The organism is aff. Roholtiella sp. LEGE 12411 (assembly GCF_015206995.1).
In the GTDB taxonomy this organism is placed as follows: Bacteria; Cyanobacteriota; Cyanobacteriia; order Cyanobacteriales; family Nostocaceae; genus Komarekiella.
This window is the reverse complement of the sequence record NZ_JADEXR010000032.1, coordinates 1-22,570: the sequence shown is the minus strand read 5'-3', so window position 1 is coordinate 22,570 and position 22,570 is coordinate 1. Positions and strand designations below refer to the sequence as shown.

The 22,570-nt window shown below is 42.8% G+C and carries 19 protein-coding genes and 2 pseudogenes; 15 read left to right on the top strand and 6 right to left on the bottom strand.

Annotated features, from left to right (window positions below):
• Window positions 1-97 precede the first annotated feature (97 nt).
• Entirely contained in the window at window positions 98-766 is a 669-nt protein-coding gene (locus IQ246_RS09945; RefSeq protein ID WP_194002502.1) for a triacylglycerol lipase, read from the top strand.
• Here the strand turns inward: IQ246_RS09945 and IQ246_RS09940 are convergent.
• Window positions 696-1,127, bottom strand: coding sequence for a VOC family protein (locus IQ246_RS09940; RefSeq protein WP_194002500.1), 432 nt, complete (start codon window positions 1,125-1,127; stop codon window positions 696-698). The two genes, IQ246_RS09945 and IQ246_RS09940, sit on opposite strands and share 71 nt — an antisense overlap.
• Before the next feature lie 108 nt (window positions 1,128-1,235).
• Here IQ246_RS09940 and IQ246_RS09935 point away from each other — a divergent pair, with 108 nt between their 5' ends.
• The 7 genes from IQ246_RS09935 to IQ246_RS09905 all read left to right on the top strand — a co-directional run bounded on the left by IQ246_RS09935 (window position 1,236) and on the right by IQ246_RS09905 (window position 9,797).
• Complete coding sequence (locus IQ246_RS09935) at window positions 1,236-1,388, top strand: hypothetical protein (RefSeq protein WP_194002498.1); 153 nt, start codon at window positions 1,236-1,238, stop codon at window positions 1,386-1,388.
• 215 nt (window positions 1,389-1,603) lie between these two features.
• The gene (locus tag IQ246_RS09930; protein WP_194002496.1) at window positions 1,604-2,380 is read left to right on the top strand and encodes a TIGR00297 family protein; all 777 of its coding nucleotides are present in this window, start codon (window positions 1,604-1,606) and stop codon (window positions 2,378-2,380) included.
• A gap of 424 nt (window positions 2,381-2,804) precedes the next feature.
• A complete protein-coding gene (locus IQ246_RS09925; RefSeq protein ID WP_194002494.1) occupies window positions 2,805-3,563 on the top strand; it encodes a peptidylprolyl isomerase in 759 nt (252 codons plus the stop codon).
• A complete protein-coding gene (locus IQ246_RS09920) occupies window positions 3,512-6,205 on the top strand; it encodes a peptidase domain-containing ABC transporter (RefSeq protein WP_194002493.1) in 2,694 nt (897 codons plus the stop codon). Before IQ246_RS09925 ends, IQ246_RS09920 begins: the two co-directional genes overlap by 52 nt.
• A gap of 317 nt (window positions 6,206-6,522) precedes the next feature.
• Window positions 6,523-7,452: an SPFH domain-containing protein gene (locus IQ246_RS09915; protein WP_194002491.1), complete on the top strand. Its 930-nt coding sequence runs from the start codon at window positions 6,523-6,525 to the stop codon at window positions 7,450-7,452.
• A 3-nt stretch (window positions 7,453-7,455) separates the two neighbouring features.
• Complete coding sequence (locus tag IQ246_RS09910; protein ID WP_194002489.1) at window positions 7,456-7,674, top strand: hypothetical protein; 219 nt, start codon at window positions 7,456-7,458, stop codon at window positions 7,672-7,674.
• Window positions 7,675-8,204: 530 nt separating this feature from the next.
• Window positions 8,205-9,797 (top strand): S8 family peptidase, encoded by a 1,593-nt coding sequence (locus tag IQ246_RS09905; RefSeq protein ID WP_194002487.1) that lies wholly within the window; start codon window positions 8,205-8,207, stop codon window positions 9,795-9,797.
• A 77-nt stretch (window positions 9,798-9,874) separates the two neighbouring features.
• On the opposite strand, the gene IQ246_RS09900 is transcribed toward IQ246_RS09905, so the two are convergent.
• Entirely contained in the window at window positions 9,875-11,371 is a 1,497-nt protein-coding gene (locus IQ246_RS09900) for an HlyD family efflux transporter periplasmic adaptor subunit (protein WP_194002485.1), read from the bottom strand.
• Window positions 11,372-11,384: 13 nt separating this feature from the next.
• Between IQ246_RS09900 and IQ246_RS09895 the strand changes: the two genes are divergently transcribed.
• Window positions 11,385-11,543, top strand: coding sequence for a hypothetical protein (locus tag IQ246_RS09895; protein WP_194002482.1), 159 nt, complete (start codon window positions 11,385-11,387; stop codon window positions 11,541-11,543).
• A gap of 139 nt (window positions 11,544-11,682) precedes the next feature.
• Here IQ246_RS09895 and IQ246_RS09890 read toward each other — a convergent pair whose 3' ends face one another.
• A complete protein-coding gene (locus IQ246_RS09890) occupies window positions 11,683-12,558 on the bottom strand; it encodes an SDR family oxidoreductase (RefSeq protein ID WP_194002480.1) in 876 nt (291 codons plus the stop codon).
• A gap of 223 nt (window positions 12,559-12,781) precedes the next feature.
• Window positions 12,782-13,570, bottom strand: a complete 789-nt coding sequence (gene xth / locus IQ246_RS09885) for an exodeoxyribonuclease III (RefSeq protein ID WP_194002478.1) — start codon at window positions 13,568-13,570, stop codon at window positions 12,782-12,784.
• Between the two features lie 442 nt (window positions 13,571-14,012).
• Between xth and IQ246_RS09880 the strand changes: the two are divergent.
• The 5 genes and pseudogenes from IQ246_RS09880 (at window position 14,013) to IQ246_RS30240 (ending at window position 18,261) form a co-directional block, all read left to right on the top strand.
• Window positions 14,013-15,077 (top strand): annotated as a pseudogene (locus IQ246_RS09880) (glycosyltransferase family 4 protein).
• 63 nt (window positions 15,078-15,140) lie between these two features.
• A complete protein-coding gene (locus IQ246_RS09875; RefSeq protein ID WP_194002476.1) occupies window positions 15,141-15,335 on the top strand; it encodes a hypothetical protein in 195 nt (64 codons plus the stop codon).
• A 101-nt stretch (window positions 15,336-15,436) separates the two neighbouring features.
• Window positions 15,437-16,459, top strand: a complete 1,023-nt coding sequence (locus tag IQ246_RS09870; RefSeq protein ID WP_194002551.1) for a zinc-binding dehydrogenase — start codon at window positions 15,437-15,439, stop codon at window positions 16,457-16,459.
• A 209-nt stretch (window positions 16,460-16,668) separates the two neighbouring features.
• Window positions 16,669-17,100: pseudogene (locus tag IQ246_RS31245) on the top strand (hypothetical protein); the annotation flags it as partial.
• 207 nt (window positions 17,101-17,307) lie between these two features.
• The gene (locus IQ246_RS30240; protein WP_244141974.1) at window positions 17,308-18,261 is read left to right on the top strand and encodes a hypothetical protein; all 954 of its coding nucleotides are present in this window, start codon (window positions 17,308-17,310) and stop codon (window positions 18,259-18,261) included.
• Between the two features lie 189 nt (window positions 18,262-18,450).
• Here the strand turns inward: IQ246_RS30240 and IQ246_RS30235 are convergent, their stop codons facing one another.
• Window positions 18,451-18,591, bottom strand: a complete 141-nt coding sequence (locus tag IQ246_RS30235) for a hypothetical protein (RefSeq protein ID WP_244141973.1) — start codon at window positions 18,589-18,591, stop codon at window positions 18,451-18,453.
• A 301-nt stretch (window positions 18,592-18,892) separates the two neighbouring features.
• The gene (locus IQ246_RS09855; RefSeq protein WP_194002472.1) at window positions 18,893-20,173 is read right to left on the bottom strand and encodes a glycosyltransferase; all 1,281 of its coding nucleotides are present in this window, start codon (window positions 20,171-20,173) and stop codon (window positions 18,893-18,895) included.
• 734 nt (window positions 20,174-20,907) lie between these two features.
• Here IQ246_RS09855 and IQ246_RS09850 point away from each other — a divergent pair.
• Window positions 20,908-22,320 (top strand): PP2C family protein-serine/threonine phosphatase, encoded by a 1,413-nt coding sequence (locus IQ246_RS09850; protein WP_194002470.1) that lies wholly within the window; start codon window positions 20,908-20,910, stop codon window positions 22,318-22,320.
• Window positions 22,321-22,570 lie beyond the last annotated feature (250 nt).

Below are 22,570 nucleotides of genomic sequence, written 5' to 3'. Positions count from 1 at the left end.
TGTTGTTAACCAGTGGAAGGAGTGTCATAGCCTGTTGGCAGATAGCTACAATACTCAGTTAAATTTTCTACAGATTAGACTCAGCCGAACTTTATAGATGAATACTAGAAATCAACAGCGCAATCCCGTTTTATTAGCACATGGCATTGATGACACGGGGGCGGTTTTTTATAAAATGACAGACTATTTAAAACAACAGGGTTGGTCTATATATACCCTGAACCTAGTGCCCAATAATGGTGAGGTTGGTCTTGATGAATTGGCAAAACAGTTAGCCGATTACGTTGCCACCACATTTGCACCAGAACAACCACTGGATTTGGTAGGCTTCAGTATGGGAGGAATTGTCAGCCGTTACTATGTGCAACGACTGGGGGGAATCAAACGCGTGCAGCGGTTCATTACTATATCCTCACCCCATTATGGAACTATGATTGCCTATGCTTCTCAGCGTCCTGGATGCGTACAAATGCGTCCAAATAGTATTTTTCTCAAAGATTTGAATTCTGATGCTGCCATGTTAAAGCAGATCAATTTCACCTCTATTTGGACGCCCTATGATTTAATGATTCTACCAGCAAACAGTTCACAAATGCCTGTTGGAGAAGAAGTAATAGTGCCAGTAGCGATGCACCCGTGGATGCTGAGAGACTCCAGGAGTTTAGCAGTAGTTGCACAAGCATTGACAGAGCCGATTAAGTCTTATCCCCAATTTGGGCATACTGATAACTTCCAAAAATTGCCTCTGGGTAGCGGTAATACTTGAACTCCATCAAGTTATAAAAGGGATCTTCTAAAAAGAAAGTGCGATGTTCTAGAAGAAAACCAACAAAGCGATTTTTGGGTTCTTCTCTAAAAATTAGCTGTTGTAGTTGTGCCCTTTCTAATAAGTCCTCCCAGTCACGTTCTTGGGTAAAAATTAGCCCAAAGTGCCTGGGATAGATAGTACGTTGGGGTAACAAGGGTTCTTTGGTGAGGTGAGCTACTAGTTGATGACCGTAGAGATTAAGAATTAGGGCGTGGTGGTTTTCACGACCGGGAATGCAGCCCAAGCCATCAACATAATATGCTTTTGTCTGAGCAATATCACTCACAGGGAAAGCAAGATGAAATAAAGTTTGGTTCATAACTTGCATCGAGCAGACTGGTGGTTGATACTATTTAGAATTTATGTTAATAAAATTCAGTTACGGTCAGCGTAAACACAGTTTTAATTGACTTTAACTTATATTCTTATGGCCAAGTCCGGACGTAAACGCCCTGTGGTTTGCGACGTGGCTTTTGGCGGTGATCTGCTACCAAAGTTCTATCAGGAGCGATTCCAAGATATTGCCTGCATTTTTACAATGAGCTTTCAGAGCGATCGCGATTCAGTAAATAATATATAGGATTCCTATTTGATTTTTGAAAAAACTGCGTACAGATCTAACTCCCTTTTTTCCCTATCCCCCATTCCCTATCCCCCATTCTCTTGTCTCTACGAGTCAGTTCACGAATCAAATCGGATTACTATAAACATATTACATAGATTGCAGAAGCTAGAGGTCAAACGGTTAAGCTTTAAATGTAAGATTCTAGCAAAACTACTCGTGATTGATTACTGATGATATCTTTAATTAATTCTGTGAATCCCTGGTTAGTTGGAGTGAGTTTAAACACAATTTTGTTGGGCATAGCTGCGATCGCTCCCAAAAAATTGCTTACCCCGGCTGGATTATTCCACGCTTGGTTATTAGGCGTACTAATTTGGGGAACTCTGGGCTGGAAAGGATATGTAGTAGTAATGTTCTATTTTCTGGTTGGTTCTGGAGTTACCCGCATCGGTATGGCCCAAAAACAAGCAGAAGGAATTGCCGAAAAGCGTTCTGGAGCAAGAGGCCCAGAAAATGTCTGGGGTTCAGCTTTGACTGGGGCGCTATGTGCTTTGGGAATAGGAATAATAAATTCAGGATTTCTCTTACCCAGTCCCCAATCCCTACTATTGTTAGGCTATGTGGCGAGTTTCAGCACCAAACTTTCTGACACCACTGCTAGCGAGGTTGGTAAAGCATACGGGAAACGCACATTTCTGATTACCACACTGCAACCAGTATCGCGTGGAACAGAAGGAGCGGTTAGCTTAGAGGGAACTTTAGCCGGTGTAGTGGCATCAATTGCGATCGCTTTAGTGGGTTGGGGAGTTGGTTTAATTGATCTATGGGGAATCGCTTGGTGTGTGCTGGCAGCGTTTATTGCCACCAACTTAGAAAGTGTGATTGGAGCAACGCTGCAATCTAAATATGCCTGGCTGACTAACGAAGTGGTAAATATTTTTAACACATTAATTGGTGCGATCGCAGCAATAATACTTGCCTGGACATGGACAACTATCATTGCCTGATTTTTGACTTGACATCTACAAAAGATTTTTTACATAACCCGCTCTTAACCAAAAAAAAGTCTCAGAGCAAGCGACTTTGAATGCTGGGGAAAATCCAAAATCAGTTTTGAAAAGTAGAGCGAACAGAAGTGCCGTGCGGAGGTTCCCCCCGTTGAGACAACTTCGGGAACGCAAACCTACACCGCCCATTTGTTCCCTATTCGCTGTCTCCATAAGTCAGTTCACCAATCAAATCGGATTAGCATAGACTATACCAGCGATAAAACTAAATTATTTTATTTATTAGCCACATAACTTTGTACTCATTTATATGTCATTAGTTTACGAAATCTTTATCATATTTATCCATAAATGACAAGTTAATTTCTATATGATTTAATTTGAAAGATGCTTAAGTGTTTAACCATTTCCACGTAATTAGTTCATGGAATCTTCATCCTTTTTGACCATCAATGACCAGCCGATTTCTATGGAGGAAGTAGTAAAATACCTGCAAGCCTCTGGAAAATTGGGACAATTTATTGAAGATATTCTCCGCCAGCGCGTAATTGAACAGGAAATACAAACGCGAGATGATATTGAGATTACTCCAGCATTAACTGAACAGACAATTATTGATTTTAGGCTGAAAAATCAACTAGCCGATCCCCAAAATTTTCAAGAGTGGTTAAACAAAAACAACACAAACTACGCTACCTTTCACGCATCAGTCGTTTTTGGCTTCAAGTTAGAAAAGCTGAAGGCTGTAGTTACCGAACCAAAAATCCCAGAATATTTTATTGAACGTAAAATTTTTCTGGATCGAATAGTGCTCTCTCGCATTTTGGTTGAGAATCGGGAACTCAGTGAAGAACTACAAACCCAAATCGAAGAAGGAGGTAGCTTTGAGCAATTAGCTAAAGAGTATTCAGTTGCAGATGACCGAATTGTGCATGGCATGATGGGGCCAATCAGCCGAGGAAGTCTACCAGATATACTACGGGCAGCTGTTGATGTGGCAAATCCTGGAGAATTAGTAGGGCCAGTAGAACTAGAAGGACGCTATGGTTTGTTTCGAGTAGAACAATTTCTGCCAGCGTCTTTAGAAGATACTCAACTAAAGCAAGCACTACAAAATGAGTTGTTTGAGAAATGGCTAGCAGAGAAAATTCAAAAACTGACGGTGAAATTACAAGTGAGTTAAAAATTCTGAATAATGAATCTTTACTAAGCGTGCTAGCCTCTTTACCTTGGAATCAGCCACCCCTAACCTGGCTCACGCCCGAACAAAAATCCCGATTACAAAATCACTCAGAAATCCGTCAGTATCGTCTTGGGGAAAAAATTTGGTCTAATGAAACCGGAGGTTCCCAATTTTTTATTGCGGCTGGTAAAGTTCGCTTGCGTAAAGAAGTCCGGGGAAACTTCAAACAAGAAAATACTGGCAAGCCATTAGCAGCCTTGGAGGTAGGGGATTGGTTTGGCGACTTACAAAAGCTTTCTGTAGATTGTAAAGCTGTAGCTGCTAGTAAAGAAGTGGTAGTAGTGTGTTGGGAAACAGCACTGTGGAACGAAGTTTCTAATCCACAAATAGAAGAGTTTTGGCAAGGGGGACTAAAAGACGCAGAGCAAGATAGGGAAACATTCTCTCACTCCCCGACTCACCGACTCCCCGACTCCTCCACTCCTCCACAGCCCCACTCCTCCACTCTGGTAATCCCAAATTATCCTTTTGTTGCAAGCTGGAATACAGGAGCTGCTTGTTTAACAATGGCGGCGCAACAGTTAGAAAATTCTGTGCAACTGGAATGGGTACAACGCCAACTTAGAGGACAACGCCCAAAACATGTTGTGGAAGCAGCGGAAAAGTTAGGGTTGCTGTTGCGACGGTTGCAAGTAAATTGGCGTGAGTTGCGACAGTTGTCATTTCCAGTCTTATTGCTGTGGAATACTGACTCACTCCAGGCTCCCTCTTGGGTAGTGGCTTATGGGGTAAAAGGCGATCGCCTAATTATCGCTAATCCTCTAAATCCTGATAAAACTTGTGAAAGCTTACCGCAGTCGGTAGTTGAGGCGTCCTGGGATGGGCAACTGTGGCAAGCAGAACTCATATCCAAACAAGAAAAATTTAACCTCGGTTGGTTCACACCAGCAGTTTGGAAATATCGGGGATTGCTAGGTGAAGTTTTGCTGGCGTCTTTTACGTTGCAGCTTTTAGGGTTAACAACACCACTGATTACACAAGTCGTTATTGATAAAGTGATGGTGCAGGAGAGCTTGGCAACATTGGATGTCATGGCGATCGCACTTTTGTTAGTAGCCATATTTGAGGCCATACTCGGTACTCTGCGCCTATTCATATTTACTCATACAGCCCGTCGCTTAGATTTGAGTTTATCAGCACAGCTATTTCGCCATCTGATGCGTTTGCCTTTAGCTTATTTTGAGTCGCGGCGCGTCGGAGACACAGTAGCACGAGTCCAGGAACTCGAACAAATTCGCCAGTTTCTCACCGGTACAGCATTAACCGTGATTCTGGATAGCATCTTTGCTGTGGTCTACCTAGCATTGATGTTTTACTACAATGTACCACTCACCTTTGCAGCGTTAGCAGTACTGCCACTGTTTGCCATTTTGACGATAGTTGCAACACCAATTCTTCGCAACTGGCTCAACGAAACGTTTAACCGTAGCGCTGATAGTCAATCGTTTCTAGTGGAGACAATGACGGGAATTCACTCCGTCAAAGCCCATGCAGCCGAACCAGTAGCACGCGATCGCTGGGAAGGCTTATTCGCCAGATTCATTCGCACAGGTTTCAAAGCCTCTACCACTTCCAACATCAGCAGCAATATTGGTGACTTTCTCACCAATTTTTCTACTATGCTGATTCTCTGGTTTGGAGCTAAGTTAGTCATCGAACAGAAGCTCACTGTTGGTCAGCTTGTTGCCTTTCAAATGCTGTCTGGTAGAGTCACAGGGCCACTTTTGCGCCTAGTGCAGTTATGGCAAAACCTGCAACAAGTCCTACTTTCCGTAGACCGGATTGGTGACATTCTCAACGTCGCCCCAGAAGCTGAACTTGGAACTGGTCTAGTTTTACCACTCCTCAAAGGTCAAGTCACCTTCGAGCAAGTCTTTTTCCGCTACCAACAGAACGTTGAACCAGTCCTTAGAGGCATCACCTTCAATGCAGAACCAGGACAGTTCGTTGGCATTGTTGGACGTAGCGGTTCTGGGAAAAGTACTCTTTCTAAGCTATTGCAACGCCTCTATCAAATTGAATCAGGACGCATTCTCATTGATGGTTTTGATATTAAAAGTGCCGATTTAGCCTCACTGCGACAACAAATTAGCGTAGTTCTCCAAGAAGACTTTTTATTCAATGGCTCCATCTTAGAAAATATCACTCTCGGTAATCCTGACATTAGCGCCGAGCAAGTAGTAGAAGCTGCTAGACTAGCCGTAGCACACGACTTCATCAGTCAATTACCCTACGGTTATGAAACCAATGTAGGGGAACGCGGGACAGCTTTATCTGGTGGGCAAAGACAACGCATTGCCCTAGCAAGGTTATTTCTTTCTCCAGCGCCAATTTTAGTTTTAGATGAAGCTACCAGTGCTTTAGATAGTGAAACTGAACAACAGGTATTGCAAAACCTACAAAAAATTTCTGCCAACCGTACTGTGTTTCTGATCGCTCACCGCTTTGCCCCTCTTAAACGTGCTGATTTAATTTTGGTATTGGAACAAGGCGTAATCGCTGAACGTGGTACTCACTCACAGCTGTTGCAACAAAAGGGTTTGTACTGGTCACTATATCAACGTCAGCAAGCAAACATCTAAATGAACATACATATTTAAAGGTGACTTACAGCGATTTTACGTTTGCATAGGCCATAACTTCGTGCCGCTCCGCTAACGCGTCTCTACGTGGATTTGGGTTTTGGATTTGTAGTTCACACAATTGAAAAACGCTGTCAGCACACTGTTTGGCGAATAGAGTTAAGCTCCATTCGCCTTCCTTTTGCCATACATATCAACCTTCAAATGAAACACTATTATTTCTGTTTCTGATGAATGCTGCTTGGGCATCTACTGTGGTTCGCTATTATTGTGATATCATTTTGATAATAAAAACAATCAAATCGTAAGAGTAAATAATGAAGCAGCAAATCGGGGAATTTCCTGCCTTTAAAGTCAACGGCTTCCTAGCTTTGAGCATCATCCTAGCTTTAGCCATTTTTGGTAGTTGGCAGGTTTGGGCAACAATACAGGGATTAGTAGAAGTATTAGGCAGAAGCCTTAAGGTGGAAGATTTTGCCGATTTAGCAGAAATAGGGGCATGGTTGGGGGCGACATTGCTTATAGTGGTAATTCCTTCGTGGTCTGGTTTCTTTACGGTTGAGCCAAATCAGGCAATAGTACTAGTCTTTTTAGGGCGTTATGTTGGTACTGTGCAGGAAGCAGGCTTTTGGTGGACTAATCCTTTTACCAATAAACGCCAAGTATCTCTAAGGGTTCGCAACTTTAACAGCAAAATATTAAAAGTAAACGACGCCCAAGGCAGTCCGATAGAGATTGCAGCCGTAGTAGTGTGGCAAGTAGTAGAATCAGCTAAATCTAGATTTGCAGTTGATGACTACGAGCAATTTGTCGGCATCCAGAGCGAGACAGCGATCCGTACCCTAGCAATCCGCTATCCTTATGATGCGCCTGATGAGCAATCACTTCCTTCGTTGCGTGCAGTACCTGATGAAATCGCGCTTTTTCTCCAAAAAGAATTGCAAGCGAGACTGGAAGTTGCGGGAGTTGAGGTATTAGAAGCGAGACTTTCTCATCTTGCGTATGCTCCAGAAATTGCCCAAATGATGCTGCGTCGTCAACAAGCCAAAGCAATGATTGATGCACGGCGACAAATTGTTGACAGTGCAGTAGGGATGGTTGATGAAGCACTAAAACGGATCAGCGAACGACAAATCATTGACTTGGATGATGAACGCAAAGCCGCTATGATTAACAATCTGCTGGTTGTCTTAACCTCAGAACAGAATATTCAACCAGTGGTTAACACTGGCAGCCTTTACACCTAAGACATGAGCCAGAAAAAACGGTTTTTACTGCGTTTAGACCTTAAGTTATACGAAGTGCTGGAGAAATGGTCTTCTGACGAACTAAGGAGCGTTAACGCTCAAATTGAGTATCTCCTGACAGAAGCCGCACGCAAAACAGGCAGATGGAAAGAAGAGAAACACCGAAAAGATACTAAACAGCACAAGACGGATACACAGACGCCAGACATATCAGATAATTAATTCTAAATCAAATACTTGTATTGCAGGGGCAGTGAGTTTGGTGTGTTGTGAATCAGGTATTTGTTGTCTTTTTTTGTAGTACTGCGAAGGAAATTAATACTTTTTGGATAAGTAGAGACGTTGTATTGCAACGTTTATACAGAGATTATTGATCGTGCAAATTGTCTTATCCTAAGCGTATTGAATTAAAGGAGTAAGGCATAAATTAAAATCTTTTACCAATACCTTTCAGTTAAAGAGTAAAGGTATTGATAAATGAGCTATGAATAGTTTTTATAAAGTATAAAATTTGCTGCGTTCTACTCCGTTAACGCACTTTACAGATTTAAGATTCATTTGATAAATCAACTCTTAATAAGAATCACACTTTTCATAGTGTTTTTTTGTAATAAAGTTAGCATTTTACTATCAGATTTCATAGTAATTATTGGCAATAGAAGATTGTTCAAGAATTAAAACCTTTGATGAAAAAAGGTTTTAACAGATTAATCTGTCAAAAAAAGATTGCTATCTTTGAGGAGAAAATACTTATGCCCATTGATGATATTAGTAAAAATTCTTTGTCGAATAAAGGGCTAAATATTACTCCTATTTCCTCAGTAGATAGTTTCAATATTAAGGATGACTACACGTTCAGCCCCAGCAGCCGTAGTAGCTTCAACTCAGCTATCCATAGCCTAGAAGCAGATGATGGTGATGTGCAGTTACTCAATAGTAGTAGTTCAGAAAATGTTATTGACGTTAATGCTTCTAGTACTGGAAACTATAACTCCACCACTGGCTATGGCTTGATTAATGCAGCGGCGGCGGTAGCTCAAGCTGCTGGTCAGAATACCTTTGCTGATGCTCCTGAGGTTGGTGGTAATAATTGGGGAGCAGATCTTGTTAAAGCTCCAGAAGCTTGGGCACATGGCTATACAGGTAAGGGTGTTGTTGTTGCTGTTGTAGATACTGGAGTTGACTACAACCACGAGGATCTAAAAAATAACATCTGGACGAATACTAAGGAAATTGCTGGGAACAGCATAGATGATGATAGCAATGGCTATATTGATGATGTTTATGGCTGGAACTTTGCCAACAACAATAACAACACCCAAGATAATAATGGTCATGGCACCCATATTTCTGGCACGATCGCAGGAGAGAATAATAACTATGGTGTCACTGGTGTTGCTTATGATGCCAAGATTATGCCAGTCAAAGCTTTGAATGATTCTGGCTCCGGTTCCTCTTCTTCTATAGTTAATGGCATTAAGTATGCTGTGGACAATGGAGCTAATGTCATTAACCTCAGCCTAGGAAGCAATTATTCTAACCGAACTCTCAAGTCAGCCGTTGAATATGCTAGCAGCAAAGGAGTGATTGTTGTCATGGCAGCAGGTAATGATGGCGACTCATCACCAGACTATCCTGCTCATTATGCAAACAAGTCGGGTATTGCAGTTGGAGCCGTGGATCGCAATAACAAAATGCCCGATTTCTCTAATCGATCTGGTGAGAATGAAATTAGCTATGTTACAGCTCCAGGCGTTGATATCTACTCCTCAGTCCCAGGAAATCAGTATGGCATTCATAGTGGTACATCTATGGCAACTCCCCACGTTGCTGGTGTAGTTGCCCTGATGCTCAGTGCAAACCCCAATCTGACTGATGCCCAAGTACGTCAAATTGTCACAGAGACGGCTGGAAATAGTATAGAAGCTACAACTTCTAGTTTTAATAGTTCCAACGTCAGTTCTTTAGTGAGTCAGTCCATCGCACAGAAGACAAACTATTTGACACCAACTACAATTTCTAGTGTTAATAGTTTCAATGTTGATTCTTTAGTGAGTCAGGCGATGTCTAACGACAAGTTGCTAAGCACCTACACACAAACGGCAAATTATCTGACACCAGACAATAACTTGAACGCGATCTCTCAACTTGAAAGTAATGACAGATTGGTTAATCCAGCATCATGGTTGCAATCCCAAGACTATGAAATGATTCTAAGTACCAATACCAACTTTCCAGATAGCAATAATGATAATAAAGATGGCAGTAATCCTAATTTTGGCAACATAATAGCGATAATCCAACGACGATTAGAGGTGTATAAAAAATTATTGGGTATTATTTGAACCGGGGACTGGGGACTGGGGACAAGGTAATCAATGCCCAATGCCCCATCCCCAATGCCCAATGCCCAATAGCAAACCTATCGCACTGAAAATGCCTCATTAAAACGCCGCGTTACAGGCTCAGTGATGAATGTCAAAATCGACTTTTTCCGAGTAACAATTTCACCCGTTGCTGCCATCCCTGGTGTAAATTCTACATTTTTACCCTGGACGTTAACGGAATGTTTGTTCAGTTTAATTCTTGTGGGAAAGACTAAGCCTAATTCTTTATCAACAATTGAATTTGGACTAACTTGCACGACTTCACCTGCAATAGTGCCAAATTCCTGGAAGGGGAAAGTTGCCATTTTCACTTTTGCCTTCATCCCCTGACGTATAAACCCAATATCGCGGTTAAGAACTTTCACCTCTAACAGCATCTCTTCTCCTTCGGGTAAGATCGACAACAATTCTTCACCCGATTGCACTGGGCCCTTAGTGGCTTTGACTCTGTAAATCGTACCGTCAAAGGGAGCCTCGATAGTTTCTAAAGCTTGTTGCTTTCTCGCCTGTTCTAGTTCACCTTGAACAGTGGTAAGTTCTTCTTTGCGCTTGTTCATTAGCGTCAAAATTTCACTTTGGCGTTCTGATGCTACACGCTGGGCTTGGTTACGTGCGGTTTGATAGGCTTGTTCGGCTTGGCGAATTTCTTGGACTTGGGCAGCAATATCTTTTTCTAAAGATGTAACTTTGTCTTGAGCCTCTGTTATTCTATTTTGGGCGTTAATTACTTCATCTTGTGCTTTCGTAATATCTGTCTTCGCACGAACTAATCTTTCTTGTGCCTCCAGGTAATCAACTCTTGGAACAGCGCCAGGAGAAATTAGGGTGCGTAGATTTTCTTCTCTTGATTGAGCGATCGCTAACACGCTTTCAACTTTAATTCGGATACTTTCAACGTTGGCCAGATTTGTTTTAGCGTTACCCACACTGCTTTTAGCATTGACTAAATTGTCTTGCAATCGGGTCAAGCGGACTTTCGCCTGATCAATGAGCGCTAATTGGCGATTTGCTTCGGCTTCCGCTCCTGCTTGACGCGCTTGATAGTCTTGCAGACGAGAGTTTAAAAGTTCATCTTGTAGTTTCGTCCCAGCAAGTTTAGCACCAGTGCGTTCTGCGTCCAAACGTTGCAAGTCGTCCTGAATCAATTTGGTAGATTGAGCTAGGCGAGTAACATCGGTTTTTTGCAAGTCTGGATCTTTTTGAACTAATATTTGACCTTTGGTAACGCGATCGCCTTCTTGCACTCTGACAGCCACAATTGAGCCACCACCCAAGGATGTCACCGGTCTTACTTGTGTAGAAGCAATTAACTCCCCTGGCGCTGTCGCCACTTCATCGACTTTTGAGAAGTGCGCCCAGGCGATCGCCCCAAAGACTATGACGCTAATTGTCCCTGCTAATAATCTGGTATAAAGGGGCGGCAATTCCTGTACAGCTTTCCCCAGTTCATAAGTTAGTTGTTCTTCTGGTTTAGCGAAACGCTCTTTTGTTTGACGTGCTTGAGCAGCATTTGTAGCTATGGGAGATCTCATAGAATTTTAGATTTTGGATTTTAAATTATTGGGCATTGGGGATTGGGGATTGGGGCATTGGGCATTGGGCATTGGGCATTGGGGCATTGGGGCATTGGGGCATTGGGCATTGGGCACTTGTACTGAGCGTATCGCTAAAGCGAAAGCTCCGCTAACGCGTAGCGTCTCGTAGAGAAGTCGTTGGCGCAGCCTCTCGTAGAGAAGTATTGGGGATTGGGGATTGGGCATTGAGAAGAGAGAAGGTAGATCACAAAAAGACCTGTTCAACAATTCTTCCTTGTACCCATGCCCCATGCCCCATGCCCCATGCCCTAAACTGCTAGATAACGTCGCAGAAAATTTTCTAAGGTTTCCAATTGGAAGTTGAAAATCGCTTCTAAATTAGCAATTTCTTCTTTTGTACAGAAAAATTCATTTGCTAGCAATGTCCGATAGGTTCCCAAAGCTGTTTGTCCTTGGGAATTGAATAAACCCAATGCGCTCCGTAACCCATCAATAACAAATAATGGTGAGTTAATTACTACTGGTTCTTTGTTAAAGATCCGACTAAATATTTGGGGAATATCCTCTCGTAATAAAATCTCCGGGCCTCCGATGGGTAAAATCTGGTTGCGAGCGCCTTCAGTTGTTACAGAATCCACCACTATCCTTGCTAAATCATCGGTACTGACAATTGAAGTCCGGTTTTTGCGATCGCCGATGAGCAAATACAACTCAGTTTCACGAAACTGCTCTGCTAATGGCAGCAAATTTGATGCTAATCCAGCTGGGCGTAAAATAGTGTAATTTAAACCACTAGCTTCCAAGTATTGCTCTACTGCCCGTTTGGCTTTGAACGTCGGAGCATCTTCATACCCCCGTTCGGCTCCCAGTACGGAAATAAAGACAAAGTGTTCTACTTCGTTAACTTTTGCCTGGTCAATGAGTTCGATATTGGCGCGGTAGTCTAAGGATAGGGCATCACCATCAGAACCATGAGCACTGATAATATACTGGACGCCTTGGCTAGCTTTTTGGATATCTTTATCCAGACGTAAATCACCAATGAAAATTTCTGCACCCCGGTGTTCTAACTCGCTGTAGCGCGAAGTAAGGCGGACAAAAGCCCGTACGGATTGCTCCCGTTGACGTAGGAGTCGTACAACTCTGCGACCAATTCCTCCCGTTGCTCCAGTTACCAAAAACATATTAAATACCTAAAATCAATACTTCCGTTTTTATCGCTCTCAAAAAACTCACTGAATACTTGAACATGAAATCTGAGCATATCTGTATACTTAGTTACCACGCTCAAGATATCCTTACACTAAATATATATAGGATTACTATTTAATTTTTGAAAAAACTGCGTACACCTCTAACTCTCTTTTTCCCCATCCCCCATCCCCCGTCTCCCATTCCCCATTCCCCTCATATCTCAAATTCCACAATTACCGGCGCATGGTCGCTGGGTTGGGTTAGTTTTCTAGGTTCTACATCAATGATGCAACTTTTAGCTCGCTCGGAAAGTACAGATGTAAGATAGTGATGGTCAATCCGCCAACCTAAGTTGCGACGAAAGGCAGCAGCGCGATAATCCCACCAGCTGTAGTGTCCACCTTCTGTGGTGAATTGGCGAAAAGCATCAGCAAATCCCAGAGTCAGAATATCCCTTAAAGCTTGGCGCTCTAGTTCGGATGCCATAATGTGATTGTTTGTACTAACTTGCTCATGAATATCCTTAGCTTCTAGGGCAATGTTGAAGTCGCCGCACAGACAAATGGCAGGTTCTGATAGGAGGAGTAACTGCAAATACTCCCGCAGTATTTTCAACCAGCACAGTTTGTATTCGTATTTCTCAGTTCCTACCGCTGCGCCATTGGGGACATATAAATTTACAATCCGAATCTGATCTAATACGCCTGTAATCACCCGCTTTTGCTCATCCCATTCTGGCTGTAGTTCTGGCAGAAACGCTATGAATCCATTACTAACATCTACGAGCGGTTGACGGCTAATTAGGGCTACGCCGTTATAAGATTTTTGCCCTGATAAATAAAGATGATAACCCAATTGCTCAAAAGGCGATCGCGGAAATTCGGCATCTACAACCTTGATTTCTTGCAAGCAGAGGACATCAACGGGGTTTTTACTTAACCAATCGATAACCTGTTCTAGGCGAATGCGAATCGAGTTGACGTTCCAAGTAGCGATTTTCATTAGTTAATTAACAGTATTGAGCCAAGTTTAAATTAAGAATTATGTAAATTATGCACGTTTATTTAACATTAATAATTTCTTTCCTGATTTTCCTATTTCGCCAAAAGCAGACTTGATTGAATTGATCCCATCTAATAATTTAGTATTTTCAGCTACAAAATATGCATTTTTGTAGGTTTTGCTACAAAATATTCTATAGAGTTATGATCCCCAAGATAGATGAAGTTAGTAAACGATCAGCTGTAACTTAACAAGTGTAGTTAAGTATTGCTGACAGGTTTAAATTTGTCGGTAGCAGATTTGCGGTACGGATAACGATATTGTGCTTTTAGCGGTCAGTTAGGTTAATTTAAATATCAAAAGAGTAAGTACAAATGCTCTGCCTCATAAAATGTAATAAATTACATTGAGGACAATTTCACCGACTGAACCAAAACAACTTATGAAAATCGCTCAAGTTGCCCCCTTATGGGAAAGGGTACCACCTCCTAATTATGGAGGAATTGAATTAGTAGTAAGTCGCTTAACCGATGAACTAGTTCGTCGTGGTCATGAGGTAACTTTGTTTGCCTCTGGCGATTCTCAAACTTTGGCTCGGTTAGAAGCAGTTTGTCCGCGGGCATTGCGCTTAGACCCAAGTATCAAAGAGTATACAGTGTATGAAATGCTGGAACTAAGCCAAGTTTACCAACATGCTACGGAATTCGATATTATCCATTCTCATGTAGGAATTTCGGCATTACCTTTAGCGAGTTTAGTAACAACAACCCCTACTGTGCATACTCTGCACGGTAATTTTACAAAAGACAACCGTAACGCATTTAGCTATTATCAAAAGCAACCATACGTTAGCATTAGTGACGCGCAGCGTCAACTTAATCTCAACTATGTTGGCACGGTTTATAACGGCATTGAACTAAAAGATTACAAGTTTGTAGCCGAAGCAAAAGAATCACCATACTTGGCATTTTTAGGACGCTTTTCGCCAGAGAAGGGCCCACAACATGCGATCGCTATTGCTAAGCAGAGTGGTTGACGTTTAAAGATGGCTGGAAAAGTTGATGTAGTAGACTCTAAGTTTTTTGAACAAGAGATTGCCCCCCATATTGATGGTCAGCAAATTGAATATCTAGGCGAAATCAACCACGCCGAAAAAACTGAACTTCTGGGCAATGCTGCCGTAACTCTTTTCCCCATTGCTTGGCAAGAACCTTTTGGGTTGGTCATGACTGAATCAATGGCCACTGGTACACCAGTGATTGCTATGAATTTAGGCTCCGTACCAGAAGTAATTGCCCACGGTGAAACAGGTTTTGTCTGCCAAAGCTATGAAGAAATGCAAGCAATGATTCCACGAGCTTTGGAACTAAATCGTCAAACTTGTCGAGAATATGTAAAAAACAATTTTAGCGTTGTCCAAATGGTTAACGGCTATGAAGCTGTTTACGGACAAATTATCAAAGACCGCATAAAATCGAATGGTCGCATTCATGCAGCCAAAATCTAGTTTTAATCAACAACTTTTTTTACTCATCTTAAACAACAACTTTTTTTTAAGGAGGACATTGGTATGAGTATGAGAGCCAACACCTGCCCATGTTGCGGTGGTTCCCTCCTGCGTCATGTCCGTCATGGTGAACTGTATTGGTTTTGCCAGTCGTGCCGACAAGAAGTACCGCTGTTAACTGTAACTCGTCTACCTAATCCTACTAATGTGGAAACCCGAAACACGGGAGTACTTCCGCAACCAGCTGTAAATTCATAGAATTTCAAAGTTATGGGATAGATGACTACTGATTGAGTTTTAACCTATCGATTAGCTCTAACTGGTAAAATCAGGTGGATCTAGTTGATAGGTTTAAAGCTTTGTTAGCAGCATTACTTTATGGCCAAGAAGATTTACGTCTAGAAGAAGTTGCTGACCCTACTCCAGCAAATGGTGAAGTGGTAATCCAAGTAGGAGCAGCAACAACTTGTGGTACAGATTTGAAAGTCTGGCGTCGTGGTGGTCATGCGAAGATGCTGAAACTGCCGACGCTTTTTGGTCATGAAGCTGCTGGGAGAATTGTAGCAGTAGGTGCAGGCGTCACAGGTTGGCAAGTAGGCGATCGCGTCGTTGCTAACAATTCTGCCCCATGCATGAACTGCTTTTTTTGTCAACGCCAAGAGTATTCATTATGTCCAAATTTGACATGGAATAATGGGACTTTTGCCGAATACTTGAAAATCCCTGCACCCATAGTGCAGCATAATTTATTGAAGGTTCCCGGTGAGTTGCCTTGGCAATTGGCAGCGATGACCGAACCTTTAGCTTGTGTGCTGCATGGGGTAGCGCGTTCCAACGTCCAAGCCAAAGATAGAGTAGTCGTCTTGGGAGATGGGGCGATCGGGCTGATGTTTGTGGCGGCTTTGAGTGTGAAAGCTGAGGTTTTACTGTGGGGAGGTAATGACCACAGGCTAGAAATTGGTAAGAAATTCGGTGCAGCCCAAACGTTTAATTATCATCAAATCCCGGATATTCCCAGTGTGGTGAAAGAACTCACACAAGGATGGGGTGCAGATGTGGTGATTGAAGCAACTGGCGTCCCAAGTGTTTGGGAAACTGCGATCGCCTGCGCCCGTCCCGGTGCAACGGTGAATTTATTCGGTGGATGTCCACGAGATACCACAATTACCGTCAACACAGAACAGTTACACTACAGCGAAATTACGCTCAAAGGGGTATTTCATAACACACCAGAATATGTGCGATCCGCGCTTTCACTGATAGCTAGTTGCAAAATTACCTTTGAATTACTCATTAGCGAACAGCGCCCATTGAAGGATTTAGAACAGGTGTTTTGTGAGATGAAGGCGCGTAAGGTAATTAAGGTAGCGATGGTTCCTTAGTTTTTTACGGGGTACAACAGATGATCTGGGTCTAGCGATCGCATATTTTTTCTTCTTTTTCCTAATTAACTTATTCTCTACCGAGAACAAAAATATAAACAATTATATTCTTCTGAAAAAGATAAATAAAAAGTGAGATGGTCATTTAGTAATTAAATTCAAAGAATTAACAAGGTAAAACTTTTGGATCAAAGGAGTTGTTCAAATTAATGAGTATTCCGATTCAGGTTTCACCTGCAACGAACGATCTGACCCTATCCATAGATCAAAAGTTCGCCGAAGTAGTGAAAGTCACTATCCCGAAATCTGGGGTAGTCCCCAAAGTGGATGTCTATTTTCTCGCAGACACGACCGGTAGCATGAGGTCGGCGCTCAATGCCGTCAAGAGTGGCATCCTAGATGTGATGACCAGAATCCAGGCTCTAGGATCCGATGTCTGGTTCGGGGTTGGCGACTATAAAGACTTTCCTGCTCCGGTTACTGACGAGCATCCCTACGCCTTCAAGCACCAGCATAGCCTGACTTCTAAAATCGCTGACATCAAAGCGGCAGTCGATACCTGGACGACCAGTTCGGGTCAAGACACTCCAGAAGCTCAGTTCTATGCACTCGATCAGGTGGCACAACCACCAGGTGGCAATATCGGTTGGCGTGCTGATGCCAAGCGGATTATCGTCTGGTTTGGTGACGCCGCCGGTCACGACTCAATCTGCAAGCAAATCTCCCAACTCTCCTACGACATCACCGAGGCATCGGTCACTGCTAAGTTAGTCGCCGAGAAGATCAAAGTGCTAGCCCTGAGCTTGAACATCAACTTTAGGGCCCCGCAGGGGCTGGACGACGAGCCTGTGCCTAAAGATAACGGGTATCAGAAATGGTGCGGCGATCCTGGCGGCATCAAAGGACAAGGGACAAGGATTGCCAAGGCGACGGGTTGCAAACTTGTCCAAGGTGTCAGTGCAAATACAATTGTGGAGACGATCGCTGCTGAATTGGCAGCACAGATCACTGTGATCGGCAACGTCAGTCTGGTAGCCAGGGGTGCCACGGCATCTTTTGTGCAAGCGATCGCACCTACCGTCGGTCACGGTCCCCTGAGCAGAAACCAAGACCATCAAATTAGCTTTGACGTTTCCTGGATTGGTAAGGTAGCAGCCACCAGCGAGGTTCAGGTCTTCAACGGCTCCCTTGACGTCGTAGTTGACGGCGAAGTTATCGGCGGCAAGACCGTCAAAATCACAGTTCCAAGTTCTGTTCCAGAACTACCACCCATTGAACCTAACGAGGATATTCCAATGACACGCCCAGAAAATGTTTCCGGTACCTGGATGTTGATTCACCAAGTAACTGGTACTTATTTCCAAGCTATAGGTTACAATCCCGATGTCAACGATTATATCCATACTTGGAGCCTTGATCCTCCTAATACTAATGCAGGATACCAAGGACACCTGTGGAATTTGGTCAAGCAGACTGATGGCACTTACCTAATCCAGAGCTTCGAGAAAGATTTCACCTACAAGGAGCAGTTGTATCTCCAAGCCCCAGCCAAACCTGGGGATGACGGATACCCAAGGTTGCAACGGAAAAGCGCAAGTGATTTGCAGACCTGGGTATTGGTTCCAGTCAGCGGTGATCCCGATACTTACGCCATCCAACCGAAGTCATTCCCCGAATATGCCCTAGGTCTTGTTGGCCATAATTGTCAAAACTCCATAGGTGTGGTCGCCCACCGCACCTGGGGAAAACCAACTTTCCATCACTATTGGCGATTGAGCAAGGATTACACTGGGGGGAACTAAATCTCAGTACAGATGGCTAAGAAGTCAGACAAAATTAATTATACAATAACTGTAAATATTTTTGTCCGACTACTTAGTAAACGCAGGCATGGCGATCATGTGACAGTGAACTTTGATATCAAGCCCTGCCTGCGCTGCCAGCCGCCCAATTAGCTTTCGCACCGCATCAGTGAACATCACCTCACCGCGTTAGGAAACGAAAATATACTTGCTATCAGGCAACATCTCTCTGAGTTCCTTGAGCAAGGTTATTTCATCGTCTCTCAAGGGATGCACCCCAGAGTCACTACCCTTTTCACTGGTGATGAAAATCTGACGTTCGTCCCACATCAGCGCATCCCAGCGCAAATTTAGAGCCTACAGCTTCCCCTACCCTCAGACCGTGGCGAAACATCATCAGCATCAGTGTATAATCACGGTGGGAATATTAATAAATACGTCCGCTTTTTCCAGCCGAATCCCTATCGAAATCCGGTTAGGTGTATTGAACCGCAGATATTCCAGCGAAAAAATAATTCGGCGTTACTAATTAAAAGTATGAATTTAGTATCACGCAAAGGCGCAAAGATAAGAATTTTTAACACTTGATTTTGGAATTTCATACTTCAATTCAGCAACGCCAATAATTCTATTATCGAGTTTGAGCTAAGACAGGCTTACCTGTAGAAACTACTTGTTCGATAATATCAGCAGCTCGACTTACTCCTCCTGCGCTCTGAATGGCTTTTTGTAATCTAACTGCATTCTGTTTGTAAGAGTTTTCTGTCAACACCTGCTTAATTGCTTCTCGCAGCCTGGGGACACTCAAGCGAGCTTGGGGTATCATCTCCCCAGCCCCCGCCCAAGCCAGACGTGCTGCTGTTCCTGGCTGATCGTTGGTAATTGGAATGCCTACCATTGGTACAGCGTTACTCAAAGACTCCAAAACAGTATTTGGGCCAGCGTGGGTAATAGTGAGAGTGGCTTTTTGAAGCAATTCCAACTGAGGTGCATATTCTACAACTAAGGGTGAACCGGGTAATTTTGCCAGGGACTCTGGACTGGTTGAACCACCCAAAGAGATTACCAATTGCACATCTAACCCTTCACAAGCCTTAGCAATACATTGGAAAATCTCTAGCAGACGATTTTGGATAGTACCCATAGAGGCATAAATTAGCGGTTGTCCAGTCAATTGTTCATAAGGAAAAGGGACAGGGGAGCGACTGCTTGGATTATGATATGGGCCGGTGTAATGCAACCACTGGGGTAACTCCTGCCTGGGGAAGTCAAGCTCGGCAGGTAGTTGACTCAACTGGGCTAGTTGGGAGTATTGATCGTTAGGATAAGAGTGAGAGGGCAATTTCCACCTTTGGCGATACTCATTCACCAGCTGCCGGATAGGTAGCCTAAAGCGGTCAAATAAATAATAAGCTCCTCGGTTACGTAGACGCGCCCACCAATTTGGGCTATAGTTCCAAGATGTGAAAAAAGGAGGAACTCCTTCTTCTTGGTTGAGGAGCAAAGAGCCACCACTAGAAATGAAGGGAATACCTAAGTAATCTGCAATAGTCCCTCCCCCTGGCGAAACCTGATCTACTAGCAGTGCTTCTATACCTGCTTCTTTAACTGCTGTTGGGCCTTGTTGGAGTAACATAGCCGCTGACTGTTGTACCAGATAGATAGTGTACTTGAGAGCAGCCAACCCACTCAGTTCCCCCAACTTTGCCAATGATTCTTGACTTATGCCAGCAGGAAACTCAGAGCCACCAATTTCCCTGAATTCTAATCCTGCTACCAGTGTTTTGGATTGAGCGTCAGGAATTCCTAATACAGTAACGCGATGACCGCGTTGTTTTAGTTCACGACCTAATGTGGTCATGGGGTTGAGATGACCAGTGGCTGCGGGGCAGATGACACCAAAATGAGTCATATAGCAATTGTTAATTGGGTGCAATATAAAAACAATAATGGGTAAACCATTCAACAAGTCTTTAAAAGCCTGCTCTACATAACTTTAATCTATCTCAATAGTTTTAAGCTTTAAGCCTAAATTTGATTTTAGTAGCTCTGATATAAGAGGTGAGTTTTGGTTATTTTTTGAGTAAGCTAAAATACATATTTGAGCATTTAAAAATTTCCGAAATCAAAAATTCAAAAATAGAAAAAATAATCTAGCGAATGTCATGGCAGTTATGGTATATAGATTAAATCTTTGAAAGGTTATTTGCATCTGCACCACTTATTAAAATAAGAGTGCCAGTAAGTGGTAAAAGTAACTGTACAAACTTATCCCACAAGTCCCTAATCTCTTTTCTCAGCCTAAACAGTTACTCTCGAAGAATTATTTATTATTCTTTTATTAAAGTATTTTTATGACTTTAGATATATGATCCAGTAATTAAGTTATGAAAAAATGGGCAATTTTATGGGTTTTCACCAAAAATACTGATTTCTACTGTTTTAATTTGGATTAAAAATACATTACTTGAAATTCCTAATATTTAGCAATAAATGCAACAAGCAAATACAATACTCATAAAAGTTACACCTTACGTCTTTATACTCTTGCTAAAGTGACAATTCTTGTCTCAATATGGTTTAGCAATGCCAAAGCCAAAGGATTTATAAGTCTAAAACCTGCTGATATCAAGTGCAATAGAACCTGTGCCTGTGTCTCAACTGCCCTCTCAACCCACTGACAGCAATAGTAGTGCCGCGACAGATGTCACACCAGTCGTGGCGTTAAAAGAACTCGTGGCGCGGTTGCACCGGGAACAAAACAAAATCCAAGATTTACTAAGTTCTTTAGGGTTTGCTCTAAGAAGCTTCAATAATTTAAATCAGTTTTTGGAGCTGATTCCGCTAATGGCAACAAGGGTTACAGATGCAGACGGTAGTGCTCTGTTTCTCTACAAACCTAATGGTCAAGTCAGATTAGAGCAACTACACTGGCAAGATAGTCGCCAGCGTAAAAATATCCGCAAAGCGCTGGAAATAGCTAGCAGTCAGATTACGCTTGTGCCTAACACTGTTCCTCTAGCAGCTGCTACAGGGATATTGGATGACCAGATGCATCGCTACTTGGGGCCAGATGTGCAAATCTTTGGCACGGCGATTCTGGTGAAGCATACTGAACGAGGGTGGCTGTATGTCTTGAGCCGCGATCCTGAATATAGCTGGACAGAAACCAGACAAAAGTTAGTTAGGTTAGTGGCAGACCAAACAGCGGTAGCGATCGAAAACGACGAACTAGCCGTAGAACTAAGGAAGAAAGAACGCCTAGACCAAGAACTAGAAATTGGTGCAGAAATTCAACGGCGACTTTTGCCACGTCAATGCCCTACTATTCCTGGTGTAGCTCTTGCTGCACGCTGTAAACCTGCTAACCGTGTTGGTGGAGACTATTACGACTTTATTCCCACCAATCACAATCAGATTCAGCCAATTATTCAAGATAGTGTGGAAACTGGGCGCTGGGGTTTAGTAATTGGGGATGTCATGGGTAAAGGGGTTCCCGCAGGGCTACTTATGACTATGATGCGGGGAATGCTGCGGGGAGAAGTTCTACATGGTAATTCCCCAGCAGGGATTCTGCAAAACTTAAATCGTGTTATGTATGCGGATTTGGAAAATTCTCACCGTTTTGTAACCCTATTTTACTCAGAATATAATCCTCAAAGCCAAATTTTGTCTTATAGCAATGCAGCGCATAATCCCCCTTTGTGGTGGCACGCAGCGACAAAAGCTGTCACCCGTTTGGATACTTTGGGAATGTTGATCGGTTTAGATGCTAACAGCCAATATGAGGATGCTCAGGCCCAGTTAGAGCCTGGGGATACAATTATTTACTACACAGATGGCTTGACAGATGCTGCTGCCGCAGGAGGCGATCGCTTCGATGAAGACAATTTCATTACTGCCTTCAACACGGCTTGTAAGTATTGTAATAGCCCACAGGAAATTGTGGATTACCTATTTGATCAAGTTCAGCAATTTATCGGTTCCGATAAGCAAAATACCGATGATATGACACTAGTTGTTCTACAAATTCTCTACCCAACAGCCAGTGGGGAGTAGTCACTAAACTTGGGATTTGAAATTGAATTTTCTGCTGAATCCAAAATCTAAAATTTAAAAATTAGCACGATCCACTCACATCAAAAGACTATCGTCCATGCTTATGGTTTACTGGAGTTTAGACTAAACGCATGACAAAGTAACTCAGGATAAGTGAGTCACAAGCTTTACACTCCAAAATTGAAAATCGAAGAGTTAAGCAGATTGTGGCGTTGGTTTTGGGGATTTTGTAGTGCTTTTTTTGACAATT